Source organism: Cognatishimia sp. 1_MG-2023, assembly GCF_030548175.1.
Taxonomy (GTDB): domain Bacteria; phylum Pseudomonadota; class Alphaproteobacteria; order Rhodobacterales; family Rhodobacteraceae; genus Cognatishimia.
Genome location: NZ_JAUORX010000002.1, coordinates 90,445 through 113,589 on the forward strand (window position 1 = coordinate 90,445; position 23,145 = coordinate 113,589).

Annotated in this window: 25 protein-coding genes; 10 read left to right on the forward strand and 15 right to left on the reverse strand. The window is 52.5% G+C overall.

Going from position 1 to position 23,145, the window contains the following annotated elements:
- Positions 1 to 67: 67 nt before the first annotated feature.
- From proC to Q4544_RS03425, 3 genes are read left to right on the forward strand one after another with little or no spacing between them, the layout of a single operon-like run.
- A complete protein-coding gene (proC, locus tag Q4544_RS03415) occupies positions 68 to 883 on the forward strand; it encodes a pyrroline-5-carboxylate reductase (RefSeq protein WP_303504082.1) in 816 nt (271 codons plus the stop codon).
- Positions 876 to 1,214: a tRNA-binding protein gene (locus Q4544_RS03420; protein ID WP_303504083.1), complete on the forward strand. Its 339-nt coding sequence runs from the start codon at positions 876 to 878 to the stop codon at positions 1,212 to 1,214. The genes proC and Q4544_RS03420 overlap by 8 nt, the downstream gene beginning before the upstream one ends.
- Positions 1,211 to 2,164, forward strand: a complete 954-nt coding sequence (locus Q4544_RS03425; protein WP_303504084.1) for a D-glycerate dehydrogenase — start codon at positions 1,211 to 1,213, stop codon at positions 2,162 to 2,164. The genes Q4544_RS03420 and Q4544_RS03425 overlap by 4 nt, the downstream gene beginning before the upstream one ends.
- 3 nt (positions 2,165 to 2,167) lie before the next feature.
- On the opposite strand, the gene Q4544_RS03430 is transcribed toward Q4544_RS03425, so the two are convergent.
- The 3 genes from Q4544_RS03430 to Q4544_RS03440 form a co-directional block, all read right to left on the reverse strand.
- Positions 2,168 to 2,488, reverse strand: coding sequence for a DUF1992 domain-containing protein (locus Q4544_RS03430; RefSeq protein WP_303504085.1), 321 nt, complete (start codon positions 2,486 to 2,488; stop codon positions 2,168 to 2,170).
- A 14-nt stretch (positions 2,489 to 2,502) separates the two neighbouring features.
- Complete coding sequence (locus Q4544_RS03435) at positions 2,503 to 3,093, reverse strand: TetR/AcrR family transcriptional regulator (protein ID WP_303504086.1); 591 nt, start codon at positions 3,091 to 3,093, stop codon at positions 2,503 to 2,505.
- Positions 3,094 to 3,338: 245 nt separating this feature from the next.
- Positions 3,339 to 3,680, reverse strand: coding sequence for a helix-turn-helix domain-containing protein (locus Q4544_RS03440; RefSeq protein WP_303504087.1), 342 nt, complete (start codon positions 3,678 to 3,680; stop codon positions 3,339 to 3,341).
- Positions 3,681 to 3,790: 110 nt separating this feature from the next.
- Between Q4544_RS03440 and Q4544_RS03445 the strand changes: the two genes are divergently transcribed.
- Complete coding sequence (locus Q4544_RS03445) at positions 3,791 to 4,429, forward strand: DsbA family protein (protein ID WP_303504088.1); 639 nt, start codon at positions 3,791 to 3,793, stop codon at positions 4,427 to 4,429.
- A 361-nt stretch (positions 4,430 to 4,790) separates the two neighbouring features.
- Here the strand turns inward: Q4544_RS03445 and Q4544_RS03450 are convergent, their stop codons facing one another.
- Entirely contained in the window at positions 4,791 to 5,393 is a 603-nt protein-coding gene (locus tag Q4544_RS03450; RefSeq protein ID WP_303504089.1) for a thymidine kinase, read from the reverse strand.
- Between the two features lie 372 nt (positions 5,394 to 5,765).
- Here Q4544_RS03450 and Q4544_RS03455 point away from each other — a divergent pair, with 372 nt between their 5' ends.
- The gene (locus Q4544_RS03455; protein WP_303504090.1) at positions 5,766 to 6,224 is read left to right on the forward strand and encodes a hypothetical protein; all 459 of its coding nucleotides are present in this window, start codon (positions 5,766 to 5,768) and stop codon (positions 6,222 to 6,224) included.
- A gap of 31 nt (positions 6,225 to 6,255) precedes the next feature.
- Here the strand turns inward: Q4544_RS03455 and truA are convergent, their stop codons facing one another.
- Positions 6,256 to 7,020 (reverse strand): tRNA pseudouridine(38-40) synthase TruA, encoded by a 765-nt coding sequence (gene truA, locus Q4544_RS03460; RefSeq protein ID WP_303504091.1) that lies wholly within the window; start codon positions 7,018 to 7,020, stop codon positions 6,256 to 6,258.
- A 143-nt stretch (positions 7,021 to 7,163) separates the two neighbouring features.
- Here truA and Q4544_RS03465 point away from each other — a divergent pair, with 143 nt between their 5' ends.
- The 3 genes from Q4544_RS03465 to Q4544_RS03475 are packed head-to-tail and all read left to right on the forward strand — an operon-like array spanning position 7,164 to position 10,023.
- Positions 7,164 to 8,579 carry a YcjX family protein gene (locus tag Q4544_RS03465; protein WP_303504092.1) on the forward strand — a complete coding sequence of 472 codons (1,416 nt, stop codon included), beginning with the start codon at positions 7,164 to 7,166 and terminating at the stop codon, positions 8,577 to 8,579.
- Entirely contained in the window at positions 8,576 to 9,022 is a 447-nt protein-coding gene (locus Q4544_RS03470) for a GNAT family N-acetyltransferase (protein WP_303504093.1), read from the forward strand. The genes Q4544_RS03465 and Q4544_RS03470 overlap by 4 nt, the downstream gene beginning before the upstream one ends.
- On the forward strand, positions 9,019 to 10,023 hold the full coding sequence (locus Q4544_RS03475; RefSeq protein ID WP_303504094.1) for a YcjF family protein: 1,005 nt from the start codon (positions 9,019 to 9,021) through the stop codon (positions 10,021 to 10,023). Before Q4544_RS03470 ends, Q4544_RS03475 begins: the two co-directional genes overlap by 4 nt.
- Here the strand turns inward: Q4544_RS03475 and Q4544_RS03480 are convergent.
- Positions 10,020 to 10,433, reverse strand: a complete 414-nt coding sequence (locus Q4544_RS03480; protein ID WP_303504095.1) for a group III truncated hemoglobin — start codon at positions 10,431 to 10,433, stop codon at positions 10,020 to 10,022. The two genes, Q4544_RS03475 and Q4544_RS03480, sit on opposite strands and share 4 nt — an antisense overlap.
- 270 nt (positions 10,434 to 10,703) lie before the next feature.
- On the opposite strand from Q4544_RS03480, the gene ileS reads away from it, so the two are divergent.
- Both ileS and Q4544_RS03490 read left to right on the forward strand, forming a co-directional pair.
- Complete coding sequence (ileS, locus tag Q4544_RS03485; RefSeq protein ID WP_303504096.1) at positions 10,704 to 13,601, forward strand: isoleucine--tRNA ligase; 2,898 nt, start codon at positions 10,704 to 10,706, stop codon at positions 13,599 to 13,601.
- Between the two features lie 133 nt (positions 13,602 to 13,734).
- Complete coding sequence (locus Q4544_RS03490) at positions 13,735 to 14,190, forward strand: methylated-DNA--[protein]-cysteine S-methyltransferase (RefSeq protein WP_303504433.1); 456 nt, start codon at positions 13,735 to 13,737, stop codon at positions 14,188 to 14,190.
- On the opposite strand, the gene Q4544_RS03495 is transcribed toward Q4544_RS03490, so the two are convergent.
- From Q4544_RS03495 to Q4544_RS03535, 9 genes are all read right to left on the reverse strand, one after another.
- Positions 14,187 to 14,879 carry a phosphatidylcholine/phosphatidylserine synthase gene (locus Q4544_RS03495; RefSeq protein WP_303504097.1) on the reverse strand — a complete coding sequence of 231 codons (693 nt, stop codon included), beginning with the start codon at positions 14,877 to 14,879 and terminating at the stop codon, positions 14,187 to 14,189. The two genes, Q4544_RS03490 and Q4544_RS03495, sit on opposite strands and share 4 nt — an antisense overlap.
- Before the next feature lie 66 nt (positions 14,880 to 14,945).
- Positions 14,946 to 16,253, reverse strand: a complete 1,308-nt coding sequence (locus Q4544_RS03500) for an ATPase (protein WP_407063030.1) — start codon at positions 16,251 to 16,253, stop codon at positions 14,946 to 14,948.
- 156 nt (positions 16,254 to 16,409) lie between these two features.
- Positions 16,410 to 16,904, reverse strand: a complete 495-nt coding sequence (locus tag Q4544_RS03505) for a prepilin peptidase (protein ID WP_303504099.1) — start codon at positions 16,902 to 16,904, stop codon at positions 16,410 to 16,412.
- The gene (locus Q4544_RS03510) at positions 16,904 to 17,752 is read right to left on the reverse strand and encodes a lipopolysaccharide assembly protein LapB (protein WP_303504100.1); all 849 of its coding nucleotides are present in this window, start codon (positions 17,750 to 17,752) and stop codon (positions 16,904 to 16,906) included. The genes Q4544_RS03505 and Q4544_RS03510 overlap by 1 nt, the downstream gene beginning before the upstream one ends.
- A gap of 25 nt (positions 17,753 to 17,777) precedes the next feature.
- Complete coding sequence (locus Q4544_RS03515; protein WP_303504101.1) at positions 17,778 to 18,353, reverse strand: tetratricopeptide repeat protein; 576 nt, start codon at positions 18,351 to 18,353, stop codon at positions 17,778 to 17,780.
- A gap of 9 nt (positions 18,354 to 18,362) precedes the next feature.
- Positions 18,363 to 19,343 carry a type II secretion system F family protein gene (locus tag Q4544_RS03520; RefSeq protein WP_303504102.1) on the reverse strand — a complete coding sequence of 327 codons (981 nt, stop codon included), beginning with the start codon at positions 19,341 to 19,343 and terminating at the stop codon, positions 18,363 to 18,365.
- A gap of 10 nt (positions 19,344 to 19,353) precedes the next feature.
- Complete coding sequence (locus Q4544_RS03525) at positions 19,354 to 20,322, reverse strand: type II secretion system F family protein (RefSeq protein WP_303504103.1); 969 nt, start codon at positions 20,320 to 20,322, stop codon at positions 19,354 to 19,356.
- 5 nt (positions 20,323 to 20,327) lie between these two features.
- A complete protein-coding gene (locus Q4544_RS03530) occupies positions 20,328 to 21,761 on the reverse strand; it encodes a CpaF family protein (RefSeq protein WP_303504104.1) in 1,434 nt (477 codons plus the stop codon).
- A gap of 10 nt (positions 21,762 to 21,771) precedes the next feature.
- Positions 21,772 to 23,043 (reverse strand): AAA family ATPase, encoded by a 1,272-nt coding sequence (locus tag Q4544_RS03535; RefSeq protein WP_303504105.1) that lies wholly within the window; start codon positions 23,041 to 23,043, stop codon positions 21,772 to 21,774.
- Between the last annotated feature and the right edge of the window lie 102 nt (positions 23,044 to 23,145).

Below are 23,145 nucleotides of genomic sequence, written 5' to 3' on the forward strand. Positions count from 1 at the left end.
TGCGCGGTTCCGCACTCGACGCCCCGTAAATTTCACGCCACATTGCCCCCAACAAAGAGGTGCGATTATGGACATGCAATATCTGGCCCAACAGGGCCTTGTTCTTTTGGGGTGTGGCAAGATGGGGTCGGCCATGTTGCAAGGCTGGCTGTCTGATGGCCTACCGGCAACATCGGTCTACGTCCAAGATCCCTTTCCCTCTGATTGGGTCAAATCCACCGGCGTTCACGTCAATGCAGAACTTCCGGCAAACCCGGCTATCGTCCTCATTGCCGTAAAGCCGCAAATGATGACCGAAGCCTTGCCTGTCCTACAAAAAATGGGCAACGGCAGCACGCTATTCCTATCTGTCGCCGCAGGCATTTCTATTGCGCAATACCAAGACATCCTTGGCGCGCAGACACCGATCATTCGCGCAATGCCAAACACGCCCGCCGCCGTTGGCAAAGGGATCACAGCGATTGTCGGCAATACCACCGCAACCGCGGCGCACCTTGATCTTGCATCCGACCTGCTAAACGCGGTCGGCCAAACTGTCCGCCTTGATGCAGAAACTCAAATGGATGCGGTCACCGGCCTGTCCGGCTCTGGCCCCGCCTATGTTTTTCACATGATCGAATGCATGGCCGCCGCAGGCGAGGCGCAAGGCCTCGCGCCCGATCTCGCAATGGCACTGGCCAAGGCCACCGTCGCCGGGGCAGGGGCATTGGCCGAACAAGCCGACGAAACCCCAGCGCAGTTACGCATCAATGTCACCAGCCCCAATGGCACCACCCAAGCGGGTCTTGATGTCTTGATGGCGGATCAATCCGGCCTGCCGCATCTGATCAAATCCACAGTTGCCGCCGCCACCCATCGCTCCAAGGAACTATCCAATGGCTGACATCACCTTTGACGATTTCCTAAAGGTCGACATACGCACCGGCACCATCACCGATGCCCAACCCTACCCAGAGGCGCGCAAACCCGCGATCAAACTCTGGGTCGATTTCGGCGGTGATATCGGGGTTAAGAAAAGCTCGGCCCAAATCACCAAACACTACACGCCAGAAGCGCTGATCGGGAAACAAGTGCTGGCCGTGGTCAACTTCCCACCCCGCCAGATCGGCAAATTCATGTCCGAAATCCTTGTCCTCGGCATGCCCGATGACGAAGGCGGGGTTGTCTTGATCACCCCGGATAAACCAGTCCCAAACGGAGGACGCCTGTTTTGAAAACACTGCTCATTACACGCCCGCTGCCCGAAACCGTCATCGCCGCAGCCCAAGCCCATTTCGCCGTCACCGTTCGCCAAGAGACAACGCCGCTTACCTCGGGCGAACTGCGCAGCAGCTTACGTGATTATGATGCAGTCCTGCCAACCTTGGGCGACCTCTACGACGCCCATGTCTTCGCAGATGTCGCCACCCCCCGCGCCCAAATCCTTGCGAACTTTGGTGTGGGCTATAACCACATCGACACCGATGCCGCTAAACAGGCCGGTCTCCAAGTCTCTAACACCCCCGGCGCCGTCACCGACGCCACCGCCGACATCGCAATGACGCTGATGCTCATGTCCTGCCGCCGCGCGGGCGAAGGCGAACGCATCGTCAGAGCAGGTGCGTGGCACGGCTGGCACCCCACCCAATTCCTTGGCATGCATATGTCCGGCAAAACCGTGGGCATCGTCGGCATGGGCCGCATCGGCCAAGCCATCGCCAAACGCTGCCATTTTGGCTTTGGCATGACGGTGAAATACGTGAACCGCTCCGCCAAAACGATGGACTTCCCCGCCGAGCAAATCACCACCCTGCAAGACCTCGCGGCCCAAGTCGACATCCTCGTCGTCGCCCTTCCCGGCGGCGCTGACACCCGCCACTTGATCAACGCCGACACCTTTGACGCCATGCAGCCCCACGCCCATTTCATCAACATCGCCCGGGGCGAGATCGTGGACGAGGCCGCCTTGATCACAGCCCTCCAAACCCAAAAAATCGCAGGCGCTGGGCTGGACGTTTACGAATTCGAACCCAAAGTGCCCGAGGCTCTAATCGCCATGGAAAACGTCACGCTCCTGCCGCACCTCGGCACCGCCGCGCTAGAGGTCCGCACCGACATGGGCCTCATGGCCGTCGACAACCTGATCGCCTTCACCAAGGGAGAGCCGCTACCAAACGGCGTCTAACCCTTAGCCATTTGTCCAATACTTGCGGCGTGCCTCTTCCTGAATAGCGCGCCGCATCTGCACATCCGCCAACTTGCGCATCTCTTCCTTACGCGCCACGGCATCCGTGGTCCCGGCCAGCACCTTCAGCTGGGCTTCTTCCGCCAGCTTTAGCTCCACCTCTTTCGGCAGCGCACCAGCCTCGGCCATAATCCGAAACCCGACGTTCTCGGAAAAGTCGCCGTCATCCGCACGTCCCAAAGGCTTGCCCGCACCTTTCAGATCGTCAAACTGCCCCTCGGCCTCAGCCTTACGGATTTGATACTCGCTCATTCTGGAAAACATAATAACAGCCTCCTTCAGGCCAATACGCTGCGCTCGATCTCTTCACCGACCCAGCCAAACATCTGCAACCCTTCCGGTGCGACCCGCGCAAACGCCACCAAGGACGAGGTGACCATCAACGCTGCAGCCAGTGGGTCCAACGTCGCGCGAAACACACCGTCATCCCGCCCCTTGGTCAAAATCGCGACAAACCGATCCCGCCAATCGGTCGTGAAATCCTCAATCAACGCAGCGATCACCGGGTCTTGCCCTGCCGCATTGGAAATCTCAAAAAACGCCTGCGCCTCATCGGCGTGATGCTCCAAACTGTCGCGATACGAAGCGATCTCCAGCCGCAACATGTCCATCGCATCGCCCGCCACCAGATCAAGCACCGGCAACCGCGCCTGAAAACTCGCAATCGTTTCCTTGGTGATCAACTCCAGCAAACCCGCCTTGCCTTTCACATGAAAATGCAAGGTAGAGACATTAATCCCAGCCCGCTCCGCCACCGCCCGGGTTCGCAAACCGGCCATGCCCTTTTGTGCAATCAACCCCCGCGCCGCCCGAGCAATCTGCCCCCGCCGCGTGTCACCATCACGATAAGTGTGTACTGTTTTATCCATCAATCAATCGTTTGATTGATTTTGTGGCGAGAGTCAAGGAGGCGGTGTTTTGTAGGCTTCATGCAGAGGTAGGCATCAAGAATGTTCTGAAGAAAGTGCGGCGAATGTCCGGTTTGAGTCCACTTTGCAAAATACTGCGTCGAGCGTGAATGACCGGAATGGAACAGCATCTTTTCAGCCGACTGTTGTTCACCGACGCTTTTCACAGTTATTGTTAGAAGCAGAAGTTTGTTGCACTGCGACTTTCAGGAAAGTGATCGATTTTGCGACCAATTTATCATCTGGTCCAATATTGGCACCAATGACGTTCCATCCTCTGACAGCGCGTAAACGACTTTAACCGGGACCTGAGCAATGACCTGGCGCGTGATCAATCCGTCGTCTGCCAATTCGCGCAGAGCGCGGGTCAGCATGCGGTCGGAAACTTTCGGTATGATTCGCTTTAACTCGGAAAAGCGCTTCGAGCCGTCAAAAAGGTTGAACAACACGTAGGGCTTCCATTTGCCCCCGATCAGCGCAACCGTGCTCTCGACCGGACACCGCGTCGAAAGGGGGGGAGGGGTTTTAAAGTTCTCGTCTTTCGCCATGCGCTATCATTTACGTTAGTAACGATCATATGTGCATGTAGAGCGTTTGCGCATCGGTTGCTATGAATTTGTGAAATGGAAATCGTTTTTGCGCAAAGGCTTGGTACCAAATGAACTCAAAAGTTAAGTTAATCTATGCCTATGACCCTCTATGTGGCTGGTGTTATGGACTAATCCCAGCCCTTCGCCACTTTGTCGCGCGGTTTCCTGAAGTCCAGGTCGAGGTTTTGCCTGGAGGTCTCTTTACCGGGACCCCACCCAGACCCTATGCCTCGTTGATCCCACATATCCGTCAGGCAGAAGTCCATTTGGAGCAGGTGACAGGTCGCAAACCAAGCGAGGCATTCCACAGGTTTATTGCTCAAAAGAAGACAGTGGATGCGTCTTCTGAAAGACCCGGACAGGCTGTTCTGCAGGTGAATGAGCTGTCTGTCGACCATGCGCTTGAATTTGCGCACCGGTTGCAAGAGATGCATTACGAAGAGGGTGCGGATCTCAATGAGCCAGAGGTATATGACGACATTACAGAGCAACTTGGATTGCCGAAACTGGATACTCAGAAGATTGTGAATGCAACCTTGAAGGACCCCATGATAGCGAAGGCTTATGCCCGCTGTAACAGCCTACAGCCACGAGGGTATCCCACGGTGTTTGTGGCGTCACCTGAAGACAAGGTTCTTGGCTCTATCCCGTCGACATATGAACCAGATGCATTCCTCAATGAGTTTCGAAGACTAGCGACCGAATGAATATGTGAACTAAATGGAAGCAGTCGTAGGTCCCAACACGGCCAACGGCTGCTCCGTCCACACAGCAGGCCTTGGCGTAAATGCAGAGGTTTCTCACTTTGCCAGCTGACCCAAACCTTAACGCCACCCGTCTTTGTTGCACCAAGCAACACCTAAATTAACCTTTGCCCACCAGATTTTCTCGAATCGTACGTTTCAACGCGCGAAACGTACGAATTTCCACATTTTCAGATTGTGAACTTAGCGCCCTTTGTGGGCGAAATCTCGCAACACCGCTACATGTGGTGGTCATTTTTTGCCTAACCAAGCGTAAGTCACCGGAATCCTAGGATCAGGAGGCGGGTTAACGCGCTGTGCGGTGCTATTCCACGGCCTCTGAAAGACTCGCATCCCCGACCGCCAAACGCCAATGGCGACGGCAGAGAGAGACATAGGATTCGTTGCCCCCAACCTGCACCTGCGCCCCCTCGCGCAGCACGAATCCATCTGCATCCTGACGCACAACCATGGTCGCTTTTTTCCCGCAATGACAAATGGTTCGCACCTCGCGCATTTCATCCGCCAAGGCCAACAAAGCCGCTGATCCGGGGAACAGCTCACCTTGGAAATCCACCCGTAGCCCATAGCACATGATCGGTACTTTTAGATCGTCCACGGCACGGGCGAGCTGCCACACTTGATCCTTGCTTAGGAACTGGGATTCATCAATGAAAATGCAGGCTATCTTATTGTTTTCGATGTGGTTTTTAATGCGGTTGAAGAGATCGCAATCCGGGCTAAACGTCTCGGCCGCGGCCGAAATTCCGATCCGTGAGGCAATGCGTCCTTCGCCCGCACGGTGATCTAATTTCGCTGTCAAAAGGTAACAATCCATGCCGCGTTCACGGTAATTGTGGGCAGCTTGCAGCAAGACAGTCGACTTGCCCGCATTCATGGTGGAGTAGTGAAAATAGAGTTTTGCCATGCCCTTGCTGATAGGATGAGGCAGGCAGGGAAATCAAGTGCACTTTGCATTTCCGCAAAGCCCGGACGACCTGCAGAAGGCCGCCCGGATCTGTTTGAGAACTCGTAAAATAGCGCGCGTAGTGTGGCGTAGCCTCTGGGGATACCGCGAGCCGCTTACCGTGTCCCTCCTCAAACAGAAACTCCAAATCCAAGCACCCGAGGAAGCGCTCTTCAATGTCATTCATCGCTTCAGTGTCGAATTCTGGGGTTCGAACCGAATTCCTGATCTCCGCAGGACAATTTAGAAATGACAAATGCAAAGAATATCTTTAATGGGAAAAGACTTAGTGATTTCCCCGTTTTGGGCGGGGGGCGGTATTGGGGGATGGCTATGCCTGGCAACGGCAGCTACTTGAAGAAACATACAGAAGCTCTGGTAAAAGATGTTGGCATCGAACGGGCCTGCGAACTGACTGGTAAATCAAAAGCAACTTTGGGTCGGTACTACTCTGATCACGAAGAACATGCAGACCGTTTTATGCCGGTTGACGCCGTCGCCGCACTAGAAGCTGCCTCTGGACACCCCCATGTGACCACTGCCTTGGCAGAGCTTAAGGGGATCACACTGTCCTTTGATGAGCGCCGCCGAAATACTGACTCTAAAGGTGGCGTAAATGCAGACGTGATTGCGCTGAGCCAACGGTTTGCGATGTTGATGGCCGAATATAACCAGTCCATCGAGGATGGTGTTATTACCATCAACGAAGCAAAGCGTTTGCTAAAGGAAACGCTGGCGTTGCAACAAGTTCTACTGGATATGAAACTGCATCTCGAAGAGGGACACAGCTAATCCCCGTTCCGCGTTTTTGCTGAGACCCGCGTTAGAACGGCGAATCCGGATAGATAACATCAGCCAAATACAAACCTTGCGGTGGGCTGACCGGCCCACATGCAGCACGGTCTTTGGCTTCCAAGGCGGCGGTAACGTCGTCTGGTGTCCAGTTCCCTGAACCGACACGCTCTAACGTTCCAACGAAGCTACGCACTTGGTTGTGCAAGAAGGATCGCGCCCGCACGTGAAAGTGCACTTCTGGGCCCCAAAGGGTCTCGACCCGTTCAACGCGCAGTTCATCCAATGTTTTTAGGGGGCTTGCCGCCTGACAAATCGAAGAGCGGAAAGTCGTGAAATCGTGGTGCCCCAATAACCGATTTGCGCCTTCTTGCATCGCGTCGACATCAAGTTCGTTCTTAAGGTGCCATACTAGGCCTTGTTGATGCGTGGATGGGGCGCGTCGCATGAGAATGCGAAAAAGATAGCGCCGCTCAACAGCTGAAAATCGCGCGTGCCAATCATCATTGGCAATTGCCGCATCTACAATCGAAATCGGATTGGGTTTGAGATGGTAGTTCAATGCCTCAGACAGGCGAAAAGGGGTCCAGTTCTTTTGTAAATCGCAATGCGCAACCTGCGCCAACGCATGCACACCTGCATCAGTGCGGCCTGCAGCAGCGATGGTGTGCTCGCCTGGTTCTAGCTTGGCCAAAGCGGCCTCAATCGCGCCCTGAACCGAGGGGTGCTCGACTTGGCGTTGCCAGCCCACAAAGGGCGCGCCATTGTATTCTACTTTTAATGCAATCCGGACCATGCCTCGCCATAGCGTTCGACGGGCATGTGGGCAACACTATTTAGGGGGAGGAAATTCACTTTTTCCCTGATTAAACGCGTAAAGCACCTATGGAAAACATTGATTGTCCTGCATATTTGAATGCAAGGACGAAGGGGACCAATGTGATCATCACCGATCTAGCAAACGAAGTATCACGGCGTGTCGAAGCTGTTGGCGATGGTTTGTCAGAAGCCCTGTTTGAACCAGTGATCCGCATTGGCGTTACCGGATTGGCGCGCTCTGGCAAGACAGTGTTCATCACGTCATTGGTGGCCAATCTATTGGATCGTGGCCGCATGCCGCAGGTTGCCGCAATCACCGAAGGGCGTGTCGTGGCTGCGTATCTGCAACCCCAGCCCGATGTGACCGTACCCCGTTTTGATTACGAAAACCACCGGGCTGCTTTGTTAGGCCCAAGCCCTCATTGGCCCGAAAGTACTCGGGCGGTAAGCGAGTTGCGGTTGTCACTAAAGGTGCAGCCTGCGGGCCTGTTAGCAGGCCTACAAAGGCCGCGAACGGTTCATTTGGACATTGTGGATTATCCGGGTGAGTGGCTGTTGGATTTGGGGTTGTTGGACAAAACCTATGCGCAATGGAGCCAAGAAGTTCTGGAACGTTTGGCCAAACGTGAACAGGGCAGCGCCTATTTGCAAGGCGTCGCGGATGTTGATGCCTCGGTGACCTTAGATGAGCCTTTGGCGCAGAGGCTTGCCAAGTCCTTTACGCAATATCTGAATGATGCCCGCGATGCTGGATTTTACGATTGTACGCCGGGGCGGTTCTTGCTACCGGGCGATTTGGCAGGATCGCCCGTTTTGACATTTGCGCCTTTGCCGCCGTTGGAAAAAGCGCCACGTAGATCCTTGGCACGTGAAATGGAGCGCCGCTTTGAAGCCTATAAGGCGCAGGTGATTAAGCCCTTTTTCCGTGACCATTTTGCGCGGATCGATCGGCAAGTTGTTTTGGTCGACGCTTTGGGTGCGATACACCGTGGGCCTCAGGCTGTGGATGATATGCGTTCTGCCATGGCTGAAATTTTGTCGGCGTTTCGCCCGGGTCGAAATGCGTTTCTGAACAGGCTTTTGTTGGGGAAACGGGTTGAGCGCATCCTTTTTGCAGCAACGAAGGCCGATCATATTCACCATCGTCAACACGCGCGCCTAACCAATATTATGGAGGCACTTACGCGCGAGGCGCAGGATCGTGCCAAGTTCGCAGGTGCAAAAACACATTCGCTTGCGATTGCGTCATTGCGGGCCACTGTCGAGGAAACGATGGATCACAAAGGGCGCAGTCTTGATTGCGTGCGTGGTACTTTGTTGGATAGCGGCAAGCAGGCCGCGTTTTATCCGGGCGAATTGCCTAACGATCCGATGCAATTGCTCACTCCAGCGCAACGCGGCGCGGATACATGGTTGGATGACAGCTATCAGTTTATGTCATTTGCACCATCAACTTTGACCATGAAGCCAGGGTTTGGGCCGCCGCACATTCGGCTAGATCGCGCAGCGCAGTTCTTGATTGGGGATCGGCTATGACGATCTTAGTGCGACCAGCTTTGCAGGGTGACGCCGTATGTGCGGGTCAAATTTTAGACCAGTTTATCCAAGACACGATTTGGATGCCCAAGCTACACAAGTTGGCGGAAACAATCGAGTATTGTGAAACGATGATCCGGCGCAATTGGGTGTCTGTGGTTACTGTTGGTCAAGAGGTCCAAGGCTTTTTGGCCAAGAATAATGGCTATGTACATGCACTATTTGTGTCAGAAAAGATGCGAGGTTTGGGGCTAGGTCATCGGCTTTTGCGAGGCGCGCAAATGGAAGAATACGCGTTGGATCTGTGGACCTATCAGGCCAACACCGCCGCACAGCGTTTTTATCTGCGCGAAGGTTTCTGCGAGACTGAACGATCTGATGGTGCAGGGAACGATGAGAAATTGCCGGACATTCGGTTTCAATGGAAAAGGCGGCAAATATGAGCGCGGATGATCATTTAAACGGGCCAATTTTGATTGAATTGGACGAGATCGAAACGCCAAGCGTGACAGATGCGCCCCCGGTGACGGATGAAGAAATGCCCGTCGCACAAGGAATGGCGATGCAGCACATCATGCAGATTGGTGCGCGGCGTCCATCGCGTATCGGCCGATTGTTTTGGGGGCTATTGCTGAGCCTAGTGACAGCTTTCATCTCGATCGCCGCTTGGAATTTCGTGAGTGGTCTGATCACGCAATACCCGCTGCTAGGATTTGGCGTGACGGTATTGTTGATTGCCTTTTTGGCGGTGTCTCTGGCCATCGCTGTGAAAGAGTTATTCGCCTTTTCGCGATTGCGGCGTGTTGATGCTTTGCACCGTGCGGCGGATACGGCTTTGGCCGATGATAACCTTGAAGCCGCGCGAAAGGTGGCGCGTGATCTTGCGGGGCTATATAAAAACCGCCCTGAAACCGCCTGGGGGCGGGATCGTTTGGCGGAACGGTTGCCAGATGTGTTTGACGCGGCTGATGTGTTTTCTGTGGTAGAGCAAGAGCTTTTGGCGCCGTTGGATGCGGCGGCAAAGCGCGAAGTGGAGCAGGCGGCGCGGCAAGTTGCGACGGTTACTGCCTTGGTGCCTTTGGCTTTGGCAGATGTGATTGCAGCATTGGTTTCGAACCTGCGGATGATCCGGCGGATTGCAGAGGTTTATTCTGGCCGTTCAGGAACGCTTGGCAGTTGGCGTCTGACGCGCGCTGTCATGGCCCATCTTGTGACGACAGGAGCAGTTGCCGTTGGTGATGACCTGATTGGGTCACTTGCGGGCGGTTCCGTGCTTGGAAAAATCAGCCGTCGTTTTGGCGAAGGCATGGTGAACGGTGCTTTGACGGCCCGTGTTGGCATTGCGGCGATGGAGGTGTGTCGGCCATTGACCTTTACGAAAGCGACGAAGCCTTCTGTTGGCAACATCGTAAAACGCGCGCTTACTGGGCTATTTGGCGACTAGCGCAAGATTGGGGGCACATCTTTTGGCATGCGAACGTGTTCTAGCCCCAACCGTAAACCGCGGCCGATACGGTGCGCCAATGCCGAAAACGCTTGGGCTTTGTCCGTTTCTAATTGGTCCACAAGCACGTCGTCAAAAAGCGCAAGCCAATCGGTGAAATGCCCCGGCTGCACATCAGAAGTTTGCATATGAACGCGCATAGGATTGCCTGAATAACTGCGTTCTTTCAGGATGGCATTGCGCCAAAAGCTGGCGATCTTTGCCTCGTGAGAAGGCCAGTCGGCATCTGCGATATGTGCGGAGAAAACCGGCCCCAAAACCTCGTGTTTGCGAATACGTGCATAAAACAAGCGCACGATTCGGTCGATTTCCTCGGGTGAAATCTCAAACAACTGCATTGGGTTTGCCATGGTGATATTGCCTTACATTGATAGCACTAAATTGGTCACAGATAGGCAAAGTACAACGTGCTACGACGTCACAGTGATAGGAAAGCCAGTTGCCGCTTTACGCCCATGGCTGGCAGGCCTATAACGCGCATATGACCCATGTGATGGCGATCATTATTCGAATTACCTGCCCGGCGCTCTGAGCAAATCGAGCCGCCGGGACAAGGCGTATGGACCACCGCGCCGCCCCTCACATTTCCCCAAAGATCAGATCATCAAAGGACGCCTGTGATGTGCGCCGACACTCCTGAATATAAACAAACTCTGAACCTGCCAAAAACCAACTTTCCAATGCGTGCGGGTCTGCCCAAACGCGAGCCTGAATGGCTAAAGCGTTGGGAAGAGATTGGTGTTTATGACCGCCTTCGTGAAAAAGAAGGCCGCGAGCCATTCACTTTGCACGATGGCCCTCCTTATGCGAACGGGCATTTGCACATTGGCCACGCGCTGAACAAAACCATCAAAGATATGATCGTGCGCAGCCATCAAATGATGGGCTTTGATGCACGCTATGTTCCGGGTTGGGACTGCCACGGTCTGCCAATCGAGTGGAAAATCGAAGAGCAATATCGCAAAAAAGGCAAAGACAAAGACGCCGTTGATATTGTGGAATTCCGTCAGGAATGCCGTGCATTCGCTGACAGCTGGGTGAAAATCCAGCGCGAGGAATTCAAGCGTCTGGGCATCACAGGTAACTGGGAAGATCCGTATCTGACCATGAATTTCCATGCTGAGGCGGTTATCGCCGAAGAATTCATGAAGTTCCTGATGAACGGCACGCTGTATCAAGGCTCTAAGCCCGTGATGTGGTCGCCGGTAGAAAAGACTGCACTGGCCGAAGCAGAGATCGAATACCACGATCACCAAAGCCACACGATCTGGGTTCCGTTCTCTATTGAGAATGGCACGGGCGACTTGGCCGAGGCGCGCGTTGTTATCTGGACAACCACCCCTTGGACAATCCCATCCAACAAAGCCGTCGCTTACGGCCCTAAGATTTCTTATGGTCTCTATCGTGTTGATGCGACCGAAGAGGAAAGCTGGACCAACCCTGGCGATCTGTATGTGTTTGCTGACACGTTGGCCGAGGATTGCTTGCAGAAATCTCGTGTCACCGAATTTACCCGTGTACGCGATGTTGCTGCGAACGAATTTGATGGCTTGAACTGTAAGCACCCGTTCAACGGCCTCGAAGGGGCCGACGGCTTCTGGGATTATGATGTACCGATGATCGACGGCGATCACGTTACCGATGATGCCGGTACGGGTTTTGTGCATACGGCACCGTCGCACGGTGCAGAAGACTATGAGTGCTTTGTTGCGCGCAACTGGATTGATCGCATGACGCATAACGTGGGTGAGGAATCTGAATTCCTGAATCACGTGCCGTTTTTTGCAGGCCTTCAAGTCTTTGACCGTAAGGGCAAAGAGGGCAAAGCCAACAATGCAGTGATCGCCAAGCTGGTTGAAGCAGGTGGTATCATTGCGCGGAGCCGTGTGAAGCACAGCTACCCACACTCTTGGCGCTCTAAGGCTCCGGTTATTTTCCGGAACACGCCGCAATGGTTCGCAAGTGTGGACAAAGCGGTAGGCGACGGCAAAGACGAGATGGGGACGACCATTCGCGATCGTGCTCTGAACTCGATCGACCAACAGGTAAAGTGGTGGCCTCAAACGGGTCGTAACCGTCTGTATTCCATGATCGAATCGCGCCCTGATTGGGTTCTGTCCCGTCAACGTGCTTGGGGCGTGCCGCTGACGTGCTTCACCAAAAAGGGCCTATTGCCGACTGATCCGGAATTCTTGTTGCGCGATGCGACTGTGAATGCGCGGATCGCTGAGGCGTTTGAAATCGATGGCGCAGACGTTTGGTATTCTGAGGGCTTCAAAGAGAAGATGCTCGATGGTGTTGCGAACCCTGACGATTACGATCAAGTCTTTGATGTCTTGGACGTTTGGTTTGATTCCGGCTCAACTCACTCGTTTGTTTTGCGTGATCGTGAAGATGGCACCAAAGACGGCATTGCAGATGTCTATATGGAAGGTACCGATCAACACCGCGGTTGGTTCCACTCTTCGCTTCTGCAGTCTTGTGGCACCAACGGTCGCGCGCCATACCGCAACGTTGTGACCCACGGCTTTACGCTGGACGAGAAGGGCAACAAGATGTCCAAGTCTTTGGGCAACACGATTGTTCCAGAGAAGATCGTTCAGCAATATGGTGCGGATATTCTGCGTCTTTGGGTGGCTCAGACAGACTATACCGCTGATCAGCGGATTGGCCCTGAGATCCTGAAAGGTGTGGCCGACAGCTACCGCCGTTTGCGCAATACCATGCGTTATTTGCTGGCTGCGTTGGGTGATTTCAACGATGCGGATCGAGTTGAGCCATCGGATATGCCTGAGCTCGAGCGCTGGGTATTGCATCGCATGGCCGAGCTCGATCACAAGGTTCGCGAAGGTTACAAGAGCTTTGATTTCCAAGGCGTCTTTAGCACCGTGTTCAACTTTGCAACTGTTGAACTATCGGCGTTTTACTTCGATATTCGCAAGGACGCGTTGTACTGCGACGGTGATACGCTGCGTAGCCGTGCGGCGCGTACCGTTATGGATTTGTTGTTTGAGCGTTTGACAACTTGGTTGGCTCCGATCTTGGTCTTCACAATGGAAGAAGTCTGGCTGGAGCGGTACACGGACGAAAATGCCTCGGTTCATTTGGTAGACATGCCAGATACCCCAGCGGATTGGCTGGACGAACCGTTGGCCGCGAAATGGGCAAAGGTCCGCAGCGTGCGTCGTGTTGTTACGGCGGCTCTGGAAGTTCAACGGACGGACAAAGTGATCGGTGCTTCGCTAGAGGCCGCACCTGTCGTGCATGTTCGGGATGCTGACGTGCTGGAAGCGCTTAAATCTGTTGCCTTTGATGATATCTGCATCACGTCTGACATTGTGCTTACAGGTGATCCAAGCCCAGCCGAAGCTTTCCGTTTGCCAGAAATCGAAGGCGTGGGCGTTGTGTTTGAAAAAGCTGACGGTGAGAAGTGCCAGCGTTGCTGGAAGATTTTGCCAGATGTTGGTCGTCACGCACATCCAGGTACGTGCGGACGTTGTAACGACGCACTTTCCTAAGACTGATCTTGATTGGCCGCTCTGTTGTTAGGGTGGCCAATCGATACAATTTGTCCGCTCTAGAGATGCTACAATTCAGAGCACGGGATAACGCGGGTTGCGCTTGCCGCAAGCGCTTGGCATCTTCATGCAAATGAACACCACCTCACTTGAAACACCTGTTGGCCCGCTCTCTATCACCGAGGATAGCGGGGCTATTGTTAGTGTTGGTTGGACGTGGGAGGGCGAGAGCCAATCCTTATTGTTGGATCAAGCCGTGGAGCAGCTGAAAGCATATTTCGCTAAAGAATTGAGTGCCTTTGATCTGCCGCTTTCAGTGTCCGGTTCAAAATTTCAGCAAGACGTATGCACCGAAATGTTGAAGATCCCGCTAGGGGAAACACGCACATATGGCGACATTGCCAAGGCACTGAACTGCGCCGCACAGCCTGTTGGCAATGCCTGCGGCGGCAATCCAATTCCAGTTATTATTCCTTGCCACCGCGTCATGGGAGCAGGGGGTAGGCTGACTGGATTCTCGGGATTGGGTGGTGTTGATACCAAAGTAGCGCTGCTGATCCACGAAGGAGCAGCAGGCCTTTTAATCTAACCGCGCTCTGGGATGATTTGCTGAACGACGCCTACAAGAAGTAAGTAGACCGACGTCACGACCAACCCCCAATGCGCCCAGCTGTCTGGGTGGAAATCGACCCAAGCGGCCCAGCCTGCGAAAAACGTCCAAGCCAACGCCATCGGTAGAGAAACCGCGCGCCATCTTTCGGTGCGGACAGGGTGAATGAAGCGTAACGGTAAAAACATAGCGACGGCTAAGGCTGTTACGAGCCCTAAGCTGACCCAAAAGTTTGGTTCTACAGCAAATATGACGAGGATCAGCATATTCCAGCATCCGGGAAAGCCGGAAAAGGAGTTGTCCTTTGTCTTCATGCGGGTGTCCGCGAAATACATCGCCGATGCAAAGGTGATTAAGATGATCGCGACCCAACCAGTCCATCCATCCATTAATCCGGACTTGAAGAGAGCGAAGGCGGGAATGAAAACATAGGTGAGGTAGTCGATGATTAGGTCAAGAAGCACGCCATCAAATTCGGGTGCAAATTTTTTGACGTTGTAACGGCGCGCCAAGGGGCCATCAATTCCGTCAACGGCAAAGGCAACAACAAGCCATAGGAACATCAAGCTCCACTCTTCGTCGACAGCCGCCAGCATGGCGAGCATGGCGAAAACGGCGCCGGTCGCTGTTAATAAATGAACTGAAAGTGCTTTAATTTGAGAGGTCATAAAATCGTCATGACCCAAAATTGCACAGATGGCAATGTGCGCCACCTCAAAGGCGGCGCATTCCTATTATTTTACAATCTGCTCGTCTTTTACAAACATGTTCGCCCAAGCACGATCAATCAGGTCTGGTGACATCTGATTTGGAATGCCCTCGAACTCGCAAATTGAAATCATTTGGTCGATTAAGAAGACTGGCTGATAGTTTGCGTAGATGTTGTCGATCGTAGGGTATTTCTTTTGCAAAAGATGTATCAACGTCGCCTCATCCAACGGCACACCTTTTTTGCGTGCAACCATTGCGAAAATCTTTAGAAAGTCTTCCTGATTTGGGCCGTCGATTTTGATCTTAAAGAAGATCCGGCGTAGGGCCGCTTGGTCAAAAATTTCGTTTGGATGGAAGTTGGTTGAAAAGACGACCAACGTATCAAAAGGCGTTTCGAACTTTTCACCCGATTGCAACGCAAGGATATCGCGGCTTTCCTCTAGCGGAACAATCCAGCGGTTCACAAGCGCCTGCGGAGGCTCTTGTTGGCGACCAAGGTCATCGACAATGAAGATCCCGCCGGCCGCCTTGAGCTGCAGAGGGGCCTGATAGGTGCGGGCGGTTGGGTTGTAGACCAAGTCCAGCATGCTTAGCGTCAATTCACCACCAGTAATAACCGTTGGGCGATCACAGCGGACATAGCGGCTGTCAAAACTACGGATACGACGAAGACTGTTCGGGTCGTCGATTTCTTGCTCCGCTTTGGAATGCACGATGGGGTCGTATACGGTGATAACCTGACCGGCATATTCGATTGCCCGTGGGACATAAACTTTGTCGCCCATCGCGTCACGGATACCGTTTGAGATAGACGATTTACCATTGCCCGGAGGTCCGTACATCAGGATTGAACGCCCGGCAGATACAGCAGGTCCGAGGTGGTCAAGTAAGCTGTCTGGCAAGATCAAATGGCCCATAGCACCGGTCAGTTGCTTGCGCGTGACCTGGATATTTCGAATGGATTGACGTTTGATTTGCTCGCCATAAACGGCCAAGGGCACGGGCATTGCGCCAAAGTACTCGGACTGTGCCAAAGCGTCTAAGGCACGTTGTTTTCCAGCGTCAGTTAGTTGGTAGCCCATCTCATTGCCGTTATTGGCGTTTAAGGTACCTGTTGCCTCGAGAAAGCGCTGCTCGCGGGCCATATCTATAAGTTCTTGTGTCACAGCCGAAGGCAGGCAAATGGCTGCGGCAACCTCTGAAACCATGTCGATGTTTTTGCGGAACATGGTCTTTAACAAGATGTCGCGCATCATAACGATCGGCAATTGCATGTCCTCAAGCCGTTTGGGGACAGGTGGGGCAATGACCGTGGTCGCGGGTTGTTGCATTGGCATGTTCATGGTTAAGCCTTTGGCGTTACGCAAAATGGATTGCGCCCTATGATGCGGATGAACATGGCAGGAATTGGGCAGTACAACGGCCTTTGCTTGCGAAAGCAAATCGCACGTCTCGTTGAGGTGACTAATCTTAAGCGGAGTGCTGCGTTAGGTGCCCTGTAAGACACCTAAGACCAAATAGATGGTCAGTGCGCCACCTAGGGCCAAGCCCATAGGGAATTCTTTCTTTTTCGACCAGCTTTCCCATTCCGGAACGAGGGATCGAATTGGGCTATTCTTGGCGACCCGGTGGGTAACCCATGCCGCTAAGAGTGTCGCGGCAAAGATCAGCGCAACGCGGGAAATGTCTGGGACCGCGATCAATGGTGCCGCCGCCGCTGCAAATTTTGCATCTCCAGCGCCCACAACGCCTGCGGCGTTGAACAGGATACCTATGACAAGCACCGCAATCAGGTGAGTGTAGCGCCAAAGATAAGTTTCAAACGGAAGAGCAATCAAACCAACGATCACGAATACAAGCGTTAAGGCCACGACCGTGTAATTTGGAATGCGCATGGAGCGCATATCGCTCCAGGCAACGTAGAAACAAATTGGCGCGACAAAAGGCAAGAACCATAGCGCCGCCGAAGCAGAGATATGCATTAGGTGGCTTCCAAAGCTCTTAGGCTACGAACAGCCGTTTCAAAATGTTGTGGATGTGTGTCGATGGCTTCGCGCAAAAGCGCCTTGCCAATTTCCACATCGCTTTGCTTGATCGCAGACAGGGCCATCGTGTGCAGCAATTGGGCTTTTTCTGTTTGCTCAAGTGGGATCACTGGCAATGAGTAATTTCGCTGTGCAGCACGTGCTAGGACAAGGTTGTTCTTTGCAGTGAACAAGCTGGTGTCTTGTTTAATGGCATCCAAGAAAAGGCGCTCTGCCGCAGTAAAGTCTCCGCGGGTCAATTTGGAATAACCCCAGTTGTTCAAAACACCTGATGGCCGTGTTGTAAGGCCAACTGCTGTTTCATAAAAGCTATCGGCTTTTTTCCACTCTTTGGCGGAATCCGCGACCATTGCTTCTAAGCGATAGCGCTTGAATGTCTCATGGGTTGGCGCAACTTGATCAAGCTCTGCGTCGGCATCTTCCCAATTTCCAGATCTAATGAGAGCATCTGCAAGGTCAACACGGTCATTGCTGGTTGAGTCTGGGTGCTTAACGACGCGACGCCATGCGCTTACAGCTTCTGTGTGTCGTTTTGCACGGATCAAGGAGATCGCAAGGCCACGCATGATATCAATGCGATCGGGCTTTTCACTTAAAGTCCGAGAGAAGTAGGCCACGGATTCATTCGGGTCCGCAATTGTCAACATGATGTCTGACAGGTTTGCTTCGTCGATGGCATTCACGCTTTCAAGCGCACGATCAACATTCGCGTCGCCAGCTTTTTCGCAAGCGGCAACCAGAAGAGAGGCGCAAAGGCCTAAACTCATCAAAATAGTGTGGCGCATTTTCTGCGTCCTTTACTGCTCTAACCTAGGGTGTCTTCTGGAGCAGGTAATCGTTGCTGCCCCGGCGCACCAATTTGAATTCTTCTTTTAGTTGGGTCTCATCATAGTCTGGGTTTTCGATTTTTGCGAGGGCCAAGCGTAAATTGTCGCGAATTGCGTCACTTTCGCCATTATCGAGCGCGAAAGCTTGTTTGAAAATTTGTGCAGCTTCTGCGATTTTTCCTCGTTCCATTAGAACAACTCCCAAATTGTTCCAAGACTCGGGGCGCGTTTTGTCAGCATCGATGGCTTCGCGTAAGGTCTTTTCGGCCTGCCCCAAACGGCCCAACGCAAGATTTGCACTACCAATTCCAGCAAGAACATCAGATGTAAGCCCTTGTCCAATCGCAGCACGTGAATAGGCACGGATTGCCAACTCGTATTCCCCTGCATCCATCAATCGGTGACCAACGAGTAGCCCGCTTTCTGATTGCGCGCGCGTGTCACGACTTGGGGCGTAAGGGCTGTTCTTAGACGCACTTAGGCCGCCTTGCGAGCAGGCGGCCAAAGTAAAACAGGTTATTGCGGTTACAGCTACAAGAGCTGCGCGTTTAAGCAACATTGTCTGACGCTATTGTCCCATTTGGGTGATGTTAATAACTGATGGTGAAACCAAGATAATCAAAAGTGGCGGTACCGTCAGCATCATTGTTGCAAGGGTCATCTTTGTTGGCAACTTGTTTGCAGCCTCTTCAGCGCGCATCACGCGTTTGTCACGCATCTCTGCAGAATAAACACGTAGTGCATCGGAGATCGGAGTACCAAAAGCTGCCGATTGGTTCATAACGGTTACAAAACTCGACACATCCAACACGTCGCAACGCTCTGCCATGTCGTTCATAACGGTTGTTTTATCTTTACCCGCTTTCATTTCGTGGGCAACGATTTCATATTCTTGCGCCAAAGAGGGATAGCTTGCACGGAGCTCTCCGGCAACGCGCACGATAGCTTGATCCAAAGACTGCCCAGCCTCAACACATACAAGCATCATATCCAAGCTATCTGGGAAACCGTTGATAATTTCTTCTTTGCGCTCTTCGATTCGACGGGTAATCCAGTACTTTGGCAAGAAGTATCCTGCAGCACCTGGGCCAAGAACAAACATCAACGTTTGCTGCGTTGTTGCTGTGTCAGGATCAAGGGCCGTTAGGTAGTATACAACACCCAAAACCAGCCCAATAATACCTAAAGAAAATTGCGCCAAGTAGAACGCACGGACCGCATCTTTTGATTGATAGCCGGCTTTAAGCAGTTTCATTTGAATGGAAGACAGCTCTTCCTCATTCTGAGGTTCCAAAAACGATTTATACTTAGCCAGCTTCTGGTTTTCCGACGCGCGGCGTAGCTTCTCTTTATTTGAGTTCGCCGCGGCATTCGACGTGCCCTCTCGGCCAACTTTGTTCAAGCGTGCCATGGGGTCGTTTTTGTCTTGCATCATTAAGATAATAGCAAACGCTATGATCATGATGCCAATACCACCGACTGCAATGATTGGCCCGAAAGGTCCAAGAGCGCCAGTTAGAAGATCTGCTACCGTATCAAAAAATGCCATCTTTAACGCCTCAAACTTTAATGTTGGTTAGTACACGCATTACGAACAAGTTCGCTGCTAGGAAGAGCCCTACCGCAATGCACCCGGGAATGAACCAAGGATGAGGTGCGACTTCGTCATAGTAGTGTGGGTCTGACAAGTTGATGAAGATCAGAGCAGCCACCGGAAAACCCGATAGGAATTTTCCTGACCATTTCGCCTCGGCTGTGATCGCCTTTACACGGCGGAATAGACGGAATCGTGCGCGAATAACTTTGGATAGACCCGCTAGGATTTCGGCCAAGTTACCACCCGATTGTTGTTGGATTGAAACAGCAACAGCGAGAAAACGCATATCTTGCATGTCTAACCGCTCGGCCATTTCTTTGAGTGATTCACCAACGTCACGGCCATAGGCATTTTCATCGGCGATGATCCCAAATTCGGTTGCCAGCGGATCTGGTGTTTCTTTCGCAACAATTTGAATGGCTGAAGAGAAGGGGTGGCCAACACGTAAACTACGTACCATTAATTCGATAGCATCCGGCAATTGCTCTTCGATCATTGAAATACGCTTGCCCGCTTTGATGCTGATCCACGTGTAAACACCGCCAATTCCCATCACTGCAGAGATCACTGCATTTGTTGCTGGGCCAGAAGCTGTACCAATTGTTAGCCCAACGAAGGCAACGGCTGCGAGAACAAGCATCATCAGCATTAATTGCTTAGGGGAAAACGCGATTGCTGCTCTTTGAGCTTTTGCAGCCAGCATGGAATATAGCGGAATTGAGCGGGATTTGGCGTGTTGCGCCATTTCCTTGCGCAATTGCTCAAGAACATCTTGCCGCGCTGTGCCGCGTTCTAGCATTTCCAAGCGGCGGCTTACTTTGTTGTTTAGACTGATAGATTTACCGAAAATCGTCAGATAAGCGCCTTCGACCAACACGAGGACGCCGACAAAGATCAGACCGTAGATCAGGAGTTCTGGGCTAATGGGCATTGCGCTTATCCTACTGTGGGTTCATAAATGTGAGCTGGCAAGTCATAGCCCCACATGCGGAACCGTTCTGAGAAGTGGCTACGAACACCGGTTGCGGTGTAGTGGCCAATAATTTTGTTTTCAGGTGTTAGGCCGGTGCGCTGGAAACGGAAGATTTCTTGCATGGAAATAACATCGCCTTCCATTCCGGTGATTTCCGTGATCGACGTCATGCGGCGCGAACCGTCCTGCAAACGCGATGCCTGTACAATCAAGTTTACAGCAGAGGAGATTTGAGACCGTACCGCCTTGAGCGGCATCTCAATCCCAGCCATTGCAATCATGTTTTCTAAACGCGAGACGCCATCACGTGCGGAGTTGGCGTGAATCGTTGTCATTGACCCATCGTGGCCGGTGTTCATGGCTTGCAGCATATCAATAACTTCTTCGCCACGGGTCTCACCAACGATGATGCGGTCTGGACGCATCCGCAAAGCGTTTTTCAAGCAATCCCGCGGGGATACTTCGCCTTTTCCCTCGACATTCGGCGGACGGCTTTCCATTCGGCCAACATGCGTTTGCTGCAGCTGAAGTTCCGCTGTGTCTTCGATTGTAAGAATACGTTCGGCGTTGTCGATGAATGAGGACAGAGCGTTTAGAGTTGTGGTTTTACCAGAACCAGTACCACCTGAAACGATGACGTTGAGCCGTGTCGCAACTGCGGCTTGCAGGTATGCTGCCATCTCTTCGGAAAAGGCACCAAAGTTAACCAGGTCATCAATGCCAAGTTTGTCTTTTTTAAACTTACGAATTGAAACCAGAGAACCATCAACCGCAATTGGTGGAACCATTGCGTTGAAACGCGAACCGTCTGCTAAGCGTGCATCGACATATGGATTGGATTCATCAACACGGCGGCCAACTGCGGAAACGATCTTATCAATAATCCGCAAAAGGTGTTTTTCGTCCTTGAACGTGATGTCAGTGAGTTCAAGTTTACCGGAGCGTTCCACGAAAATCTGCTGCGGACCATTCACCAGAATATCGTTCACGGAGTCATCTTGCAGCAAGGTCTCTAGTGGACCTAAACCCGTAACTTCGTTGTAAAGTTCTTTGAAAAGCTGATCGCGCTCTTGACGGTTTAGGACGATTGCACGCTCTTGTAGCACCTCAGTTGAAATCGAAGTGATTTCACTGCGCAAGTCCGCCTCGCTAGCCTTTTCAAGTGCCGCAAGGTTCAAGTTGTCCAGCAACTCGCGATGTAGCTCTAGCTTAATCTCTGCAAGCCGCTCTTTCCGTTTGCGATCTTTATCACTGGCAGAAGCTTTTGCACGCTCCAGCTTTACCGGTTTACGTAGTGTAACGCTTTCGGCTGCGGGAGCCGCAGCTGTTGGCGCAACTGGCGCGGTCTTGGCTTGGACTGGATTGGCCTTTGCGTCTTTTTTGTATCTGCTAAACATTGTTTTTCCCTTAAGCCGCTTGGCTGCTATCTTCGTCGAGCTCAAAGAGGGACTGCGCGAGTTTCGCGATCTCTTTTCGAAGCGGGTTCTTTGAGGCCAGTTGTGCAAGTGGTTGACCGTGATCTTCGCTTTGCATCACTTGCTTTCCACCGTCTGGCAGAAGGACGTCAATCGAGATACCAAGGCTTTCGGCCATGCGTTTTACACGGGCTTTACCGGATAGGTCCGTAAATTTTGGTGCGCGGTTCAAGACGTAGCGTAGCTTTTCAAACGGCAAATCTTCTGCCTGAAGCGCCCGCTTCATCCGCATTGTATTTTGCGCCGAACGCATATCAATTTCGAGCGTTGCGAAATACACATGCGACTTTGTTAGAACGGTTTCTGTCCACTGAACGACCGTGGTAGGCATATCAACCACAACAAAATCAAAGTGTCGGGATGCCACATCTAAGATCCGCTCGACGTCTTCATTGGTGATCAAATCCAGCGGTAGAATGTCGGTTGGCGCGGTTAATACGTTTAGCTTGTCATCATATTTCTGTAGCGCTTGAGCAAAGCTATCGCTGTCCATGCTTTCGGTATCAGTAAGCAATTCGTAAACAGCATCCCGACGAGAAAGATCTAGATAGGTCGACGTCGATCCAAATTGTAAGTCGAAATCAATCAAGCAAACTGACGGTGGCTTATCTTTAGAAACAGTTGCGAGTTCCCAGGCCAGATTTACCGCAAGAGTTGTAGAGCCAGATCCACCTGACAGCCCATGGGTCGCAATGATTACACCTTGTGCATGCGGAGCGCCTGTTGGAATCGTAACTTGTTGCGTCGGCGCTTCTTGCTCAACAGGGGCTGGGGTTTCGGATTCCTCTGCTGTCGGAGCTTTTCGAATAGCCTCTACGACCTCTAGCAGCTCGCCAGATGGGGGTGGGTAGGGGATAAACTCATCCGCACCCATGCGCAGTAGTTGATGCAATAGGGATGGGGTCACGTCTTCAGCAATCAAAAGGGTCCGTATGCCTTTTTCTTTTGCTGCAATAACTATTCTTTTCAGGACTTCTGGATCATCTTCATCCAAGTCATCGATCGCCAAAGCAATGAATTCAAGATCGTTGGCTTCAGGCTGGTCGAAGAACTGCAACGCATCCTCGAAACCAAGGTCGCCCCATTGTTCGCCCATGACCTCTTCCATGTCGACAATCAAAAGATCGAAGTTCTGCACATCACGACAGACCGTGCAGGCCAAGATCGCGTTGGGATCAGTTTCGATTTTCATACTACTCGTCATAGCCTTCACATCCTTAGACGTTGACTGCCCCTATACCGATCTCAGTTTGGCCGGTTTCTTTGGAGCTGCCTGTATCCGACTCGGGTGGGATACAATCATCCT

What these genes read in the sequence shown, in the direction of transcription:
- Q4544_RS03520 (WP_303504102.1), bottom strand. Translation starts at nt 19,343, where the DNA reads ATGGCATTTTTTGATACGGTAGCAGATCTTCTAACTGGCGCTCTTGGA.
- Q4544_RS03525 (WP_303504103.1), bottom strand. Translation starts at nt 20,322, where the DNA reads ATGCCCATTAGCCCAGAACTCCTGATCTACGGTCTGATCTTTGTCGGC.
- truA (WP_303504091.1), bottom strand. Translation starts at nt 7,020, where the DNA reads ATGGTCCGGATTGCATTAAAAGTAGAATACAATGGCGCGCCCTTTGTG.
- Q4544_RS03440 (WP_303504087.1), bottom strand. Translation starts at nt 3,680, where the DNA reads ATGGCGAAAGACGAGAACTTTAAAACCCCTCCCCCCCTTTCGACGCGG.
- Q4544_RS03445 (WP_303504088.1), top strand. Translation starts at nt 3,791, where the DNA reads ATGAACTCAAAAGTTAAGTTAATCTATGCCTATGACCCTCTATGTGGC.
- Q4544_RS03495 (WP_303504097.1), bottom strand. Translation starts at nt 14,879, where the DNA reads ATGACCTCTCAAATTAAAGCACTTTCAGTTCATTTATTAACAGCGACC.
- Q4544_RS03510 (WP_303504100.1), bottom strand. Translation starts at nt 17,752, where the DNA reads ATGCGCCACACTATTTTGATGAGTTTAGGCCTTTGCGCCTCTCTTCTG.
- Q4544_RS03470 (WP_303504093.1), top strand. Translation starts at nt 8,576, where the DNA reads ATGACGATCTTAGTGCGACCAGCTTTGCAGGGTGACGCCGTATGTGCG.
- Q4544_RS03435 (WP_303504086.1), bottom strand. Translation starts at nt 3,093, where the DNA reads ATGGATAAAACAGTACACACTTATCGTGATGGTGACACGCGGCGGGGG.
- proC (WP_303504082.1), top strand. Translation starts at nt 68, where the DNA reads ATGGACATGCAATATCTGGCCCAACAGGGCCTTGTTCTTTTGGGGTGT.
- Q4544_RS03530 (WP_303504104.1), bottom strand. Translation starts at nt 21,761, where the DNA reads ATGTTTAGCAGATACAAAAAAGACGCAAAGGCCAATCCAGTCCAAGCC.
- Q4544_RS03490 (WP_303504433.1), top strand. Translation starts at nt 13,735, where the DNA reads ATGAACACCACCTCACTTGAAACACCTGTTGGCCCGCTCTCTATCACC.
- Q4544_RS03455 (WP_303504090.1), top strand. Translation starts at nt 5,766, where the DNA reads ATGCCTGGCAACGGCAGCTACTTGAAGAAACATACAGAAGCTCTGGTA.
- Q4544_RS03475 (WP_303504094.1), top strand. Translation starts at nt 9,019, where the DNA reads ATGAGCGCGGATGATCATTTAAACGGGCCAATTTTGATTGAATTGGAC.
- Q4544_RS03450 (WP_303504089.1), bottom strand. Translation starts at nt 5,393, where the DNA reads ATGGCAAAACTCTATTTTCACTACTCCACCATGAATGCGGGCAAGTCG.
- Q4544_RS03430 (WP_303504085.1), bottom strand. Translation starts at nt 2,488, where the DNA reads ATGTTTTCCAGAATGAGCGAGTATCAAATCCGTAAGGCTGAGGCCGAG.
- Q4544_RS03505 (WP_303504099.1), bottom strand. Translation starts at nt 16,904, where the DNA reads ATGCATATCTCTGCTTCGGCGGCGCTATGGTTCTTGCCTTTTGTCGCG.
- Q4544_RS03535 (WP_303504105.1), bottom strand. Translation starts at nt 23,043, where the DNA reads ATGACGAGTAGTATGAAAATCGAAACTGATCCCAACGCGATCTTGGCC.
- Q4544_RS03500 (WP_407063030.1), bottom strand. Translation starts at nt 16,253, where the DNA reads ATGCAACAACCCGCGACCACGGTCATTGCCCCACCTGTCCCCAAACGG.
- Q4544_RS03420 (WP_303504083.1), top strand. Translation starts at nt 876, where the DNA reads ATGGCTGACATCACCTTTGACGATTTCCTAAAGGTCGACATACGCACC.
- Q4544_RS03515 (WP_303504101.1), bottom strand. Translation starts at nt 18,353, where the DNA reads ATGTTGCTTAAACGCGCAGCTCTTGTAGCTGTAACCGCAATAACCTGT.
- Q4544_RS03480 (WP_303504095.1), bottom strand. Translation starts at nt 10,433, where the DNA reads ATGGCAAACCCAATGCAGTTGTTTGAGATTTCACCCGAGGAAATCGAC.
- ileS (WP_303504096.1), top strand. Translation starts at nt 10,704, where the DNA reads ATGTGCGCCGACACTCCTGAATATAAACAAACTCTGAACCTGCCAAAA.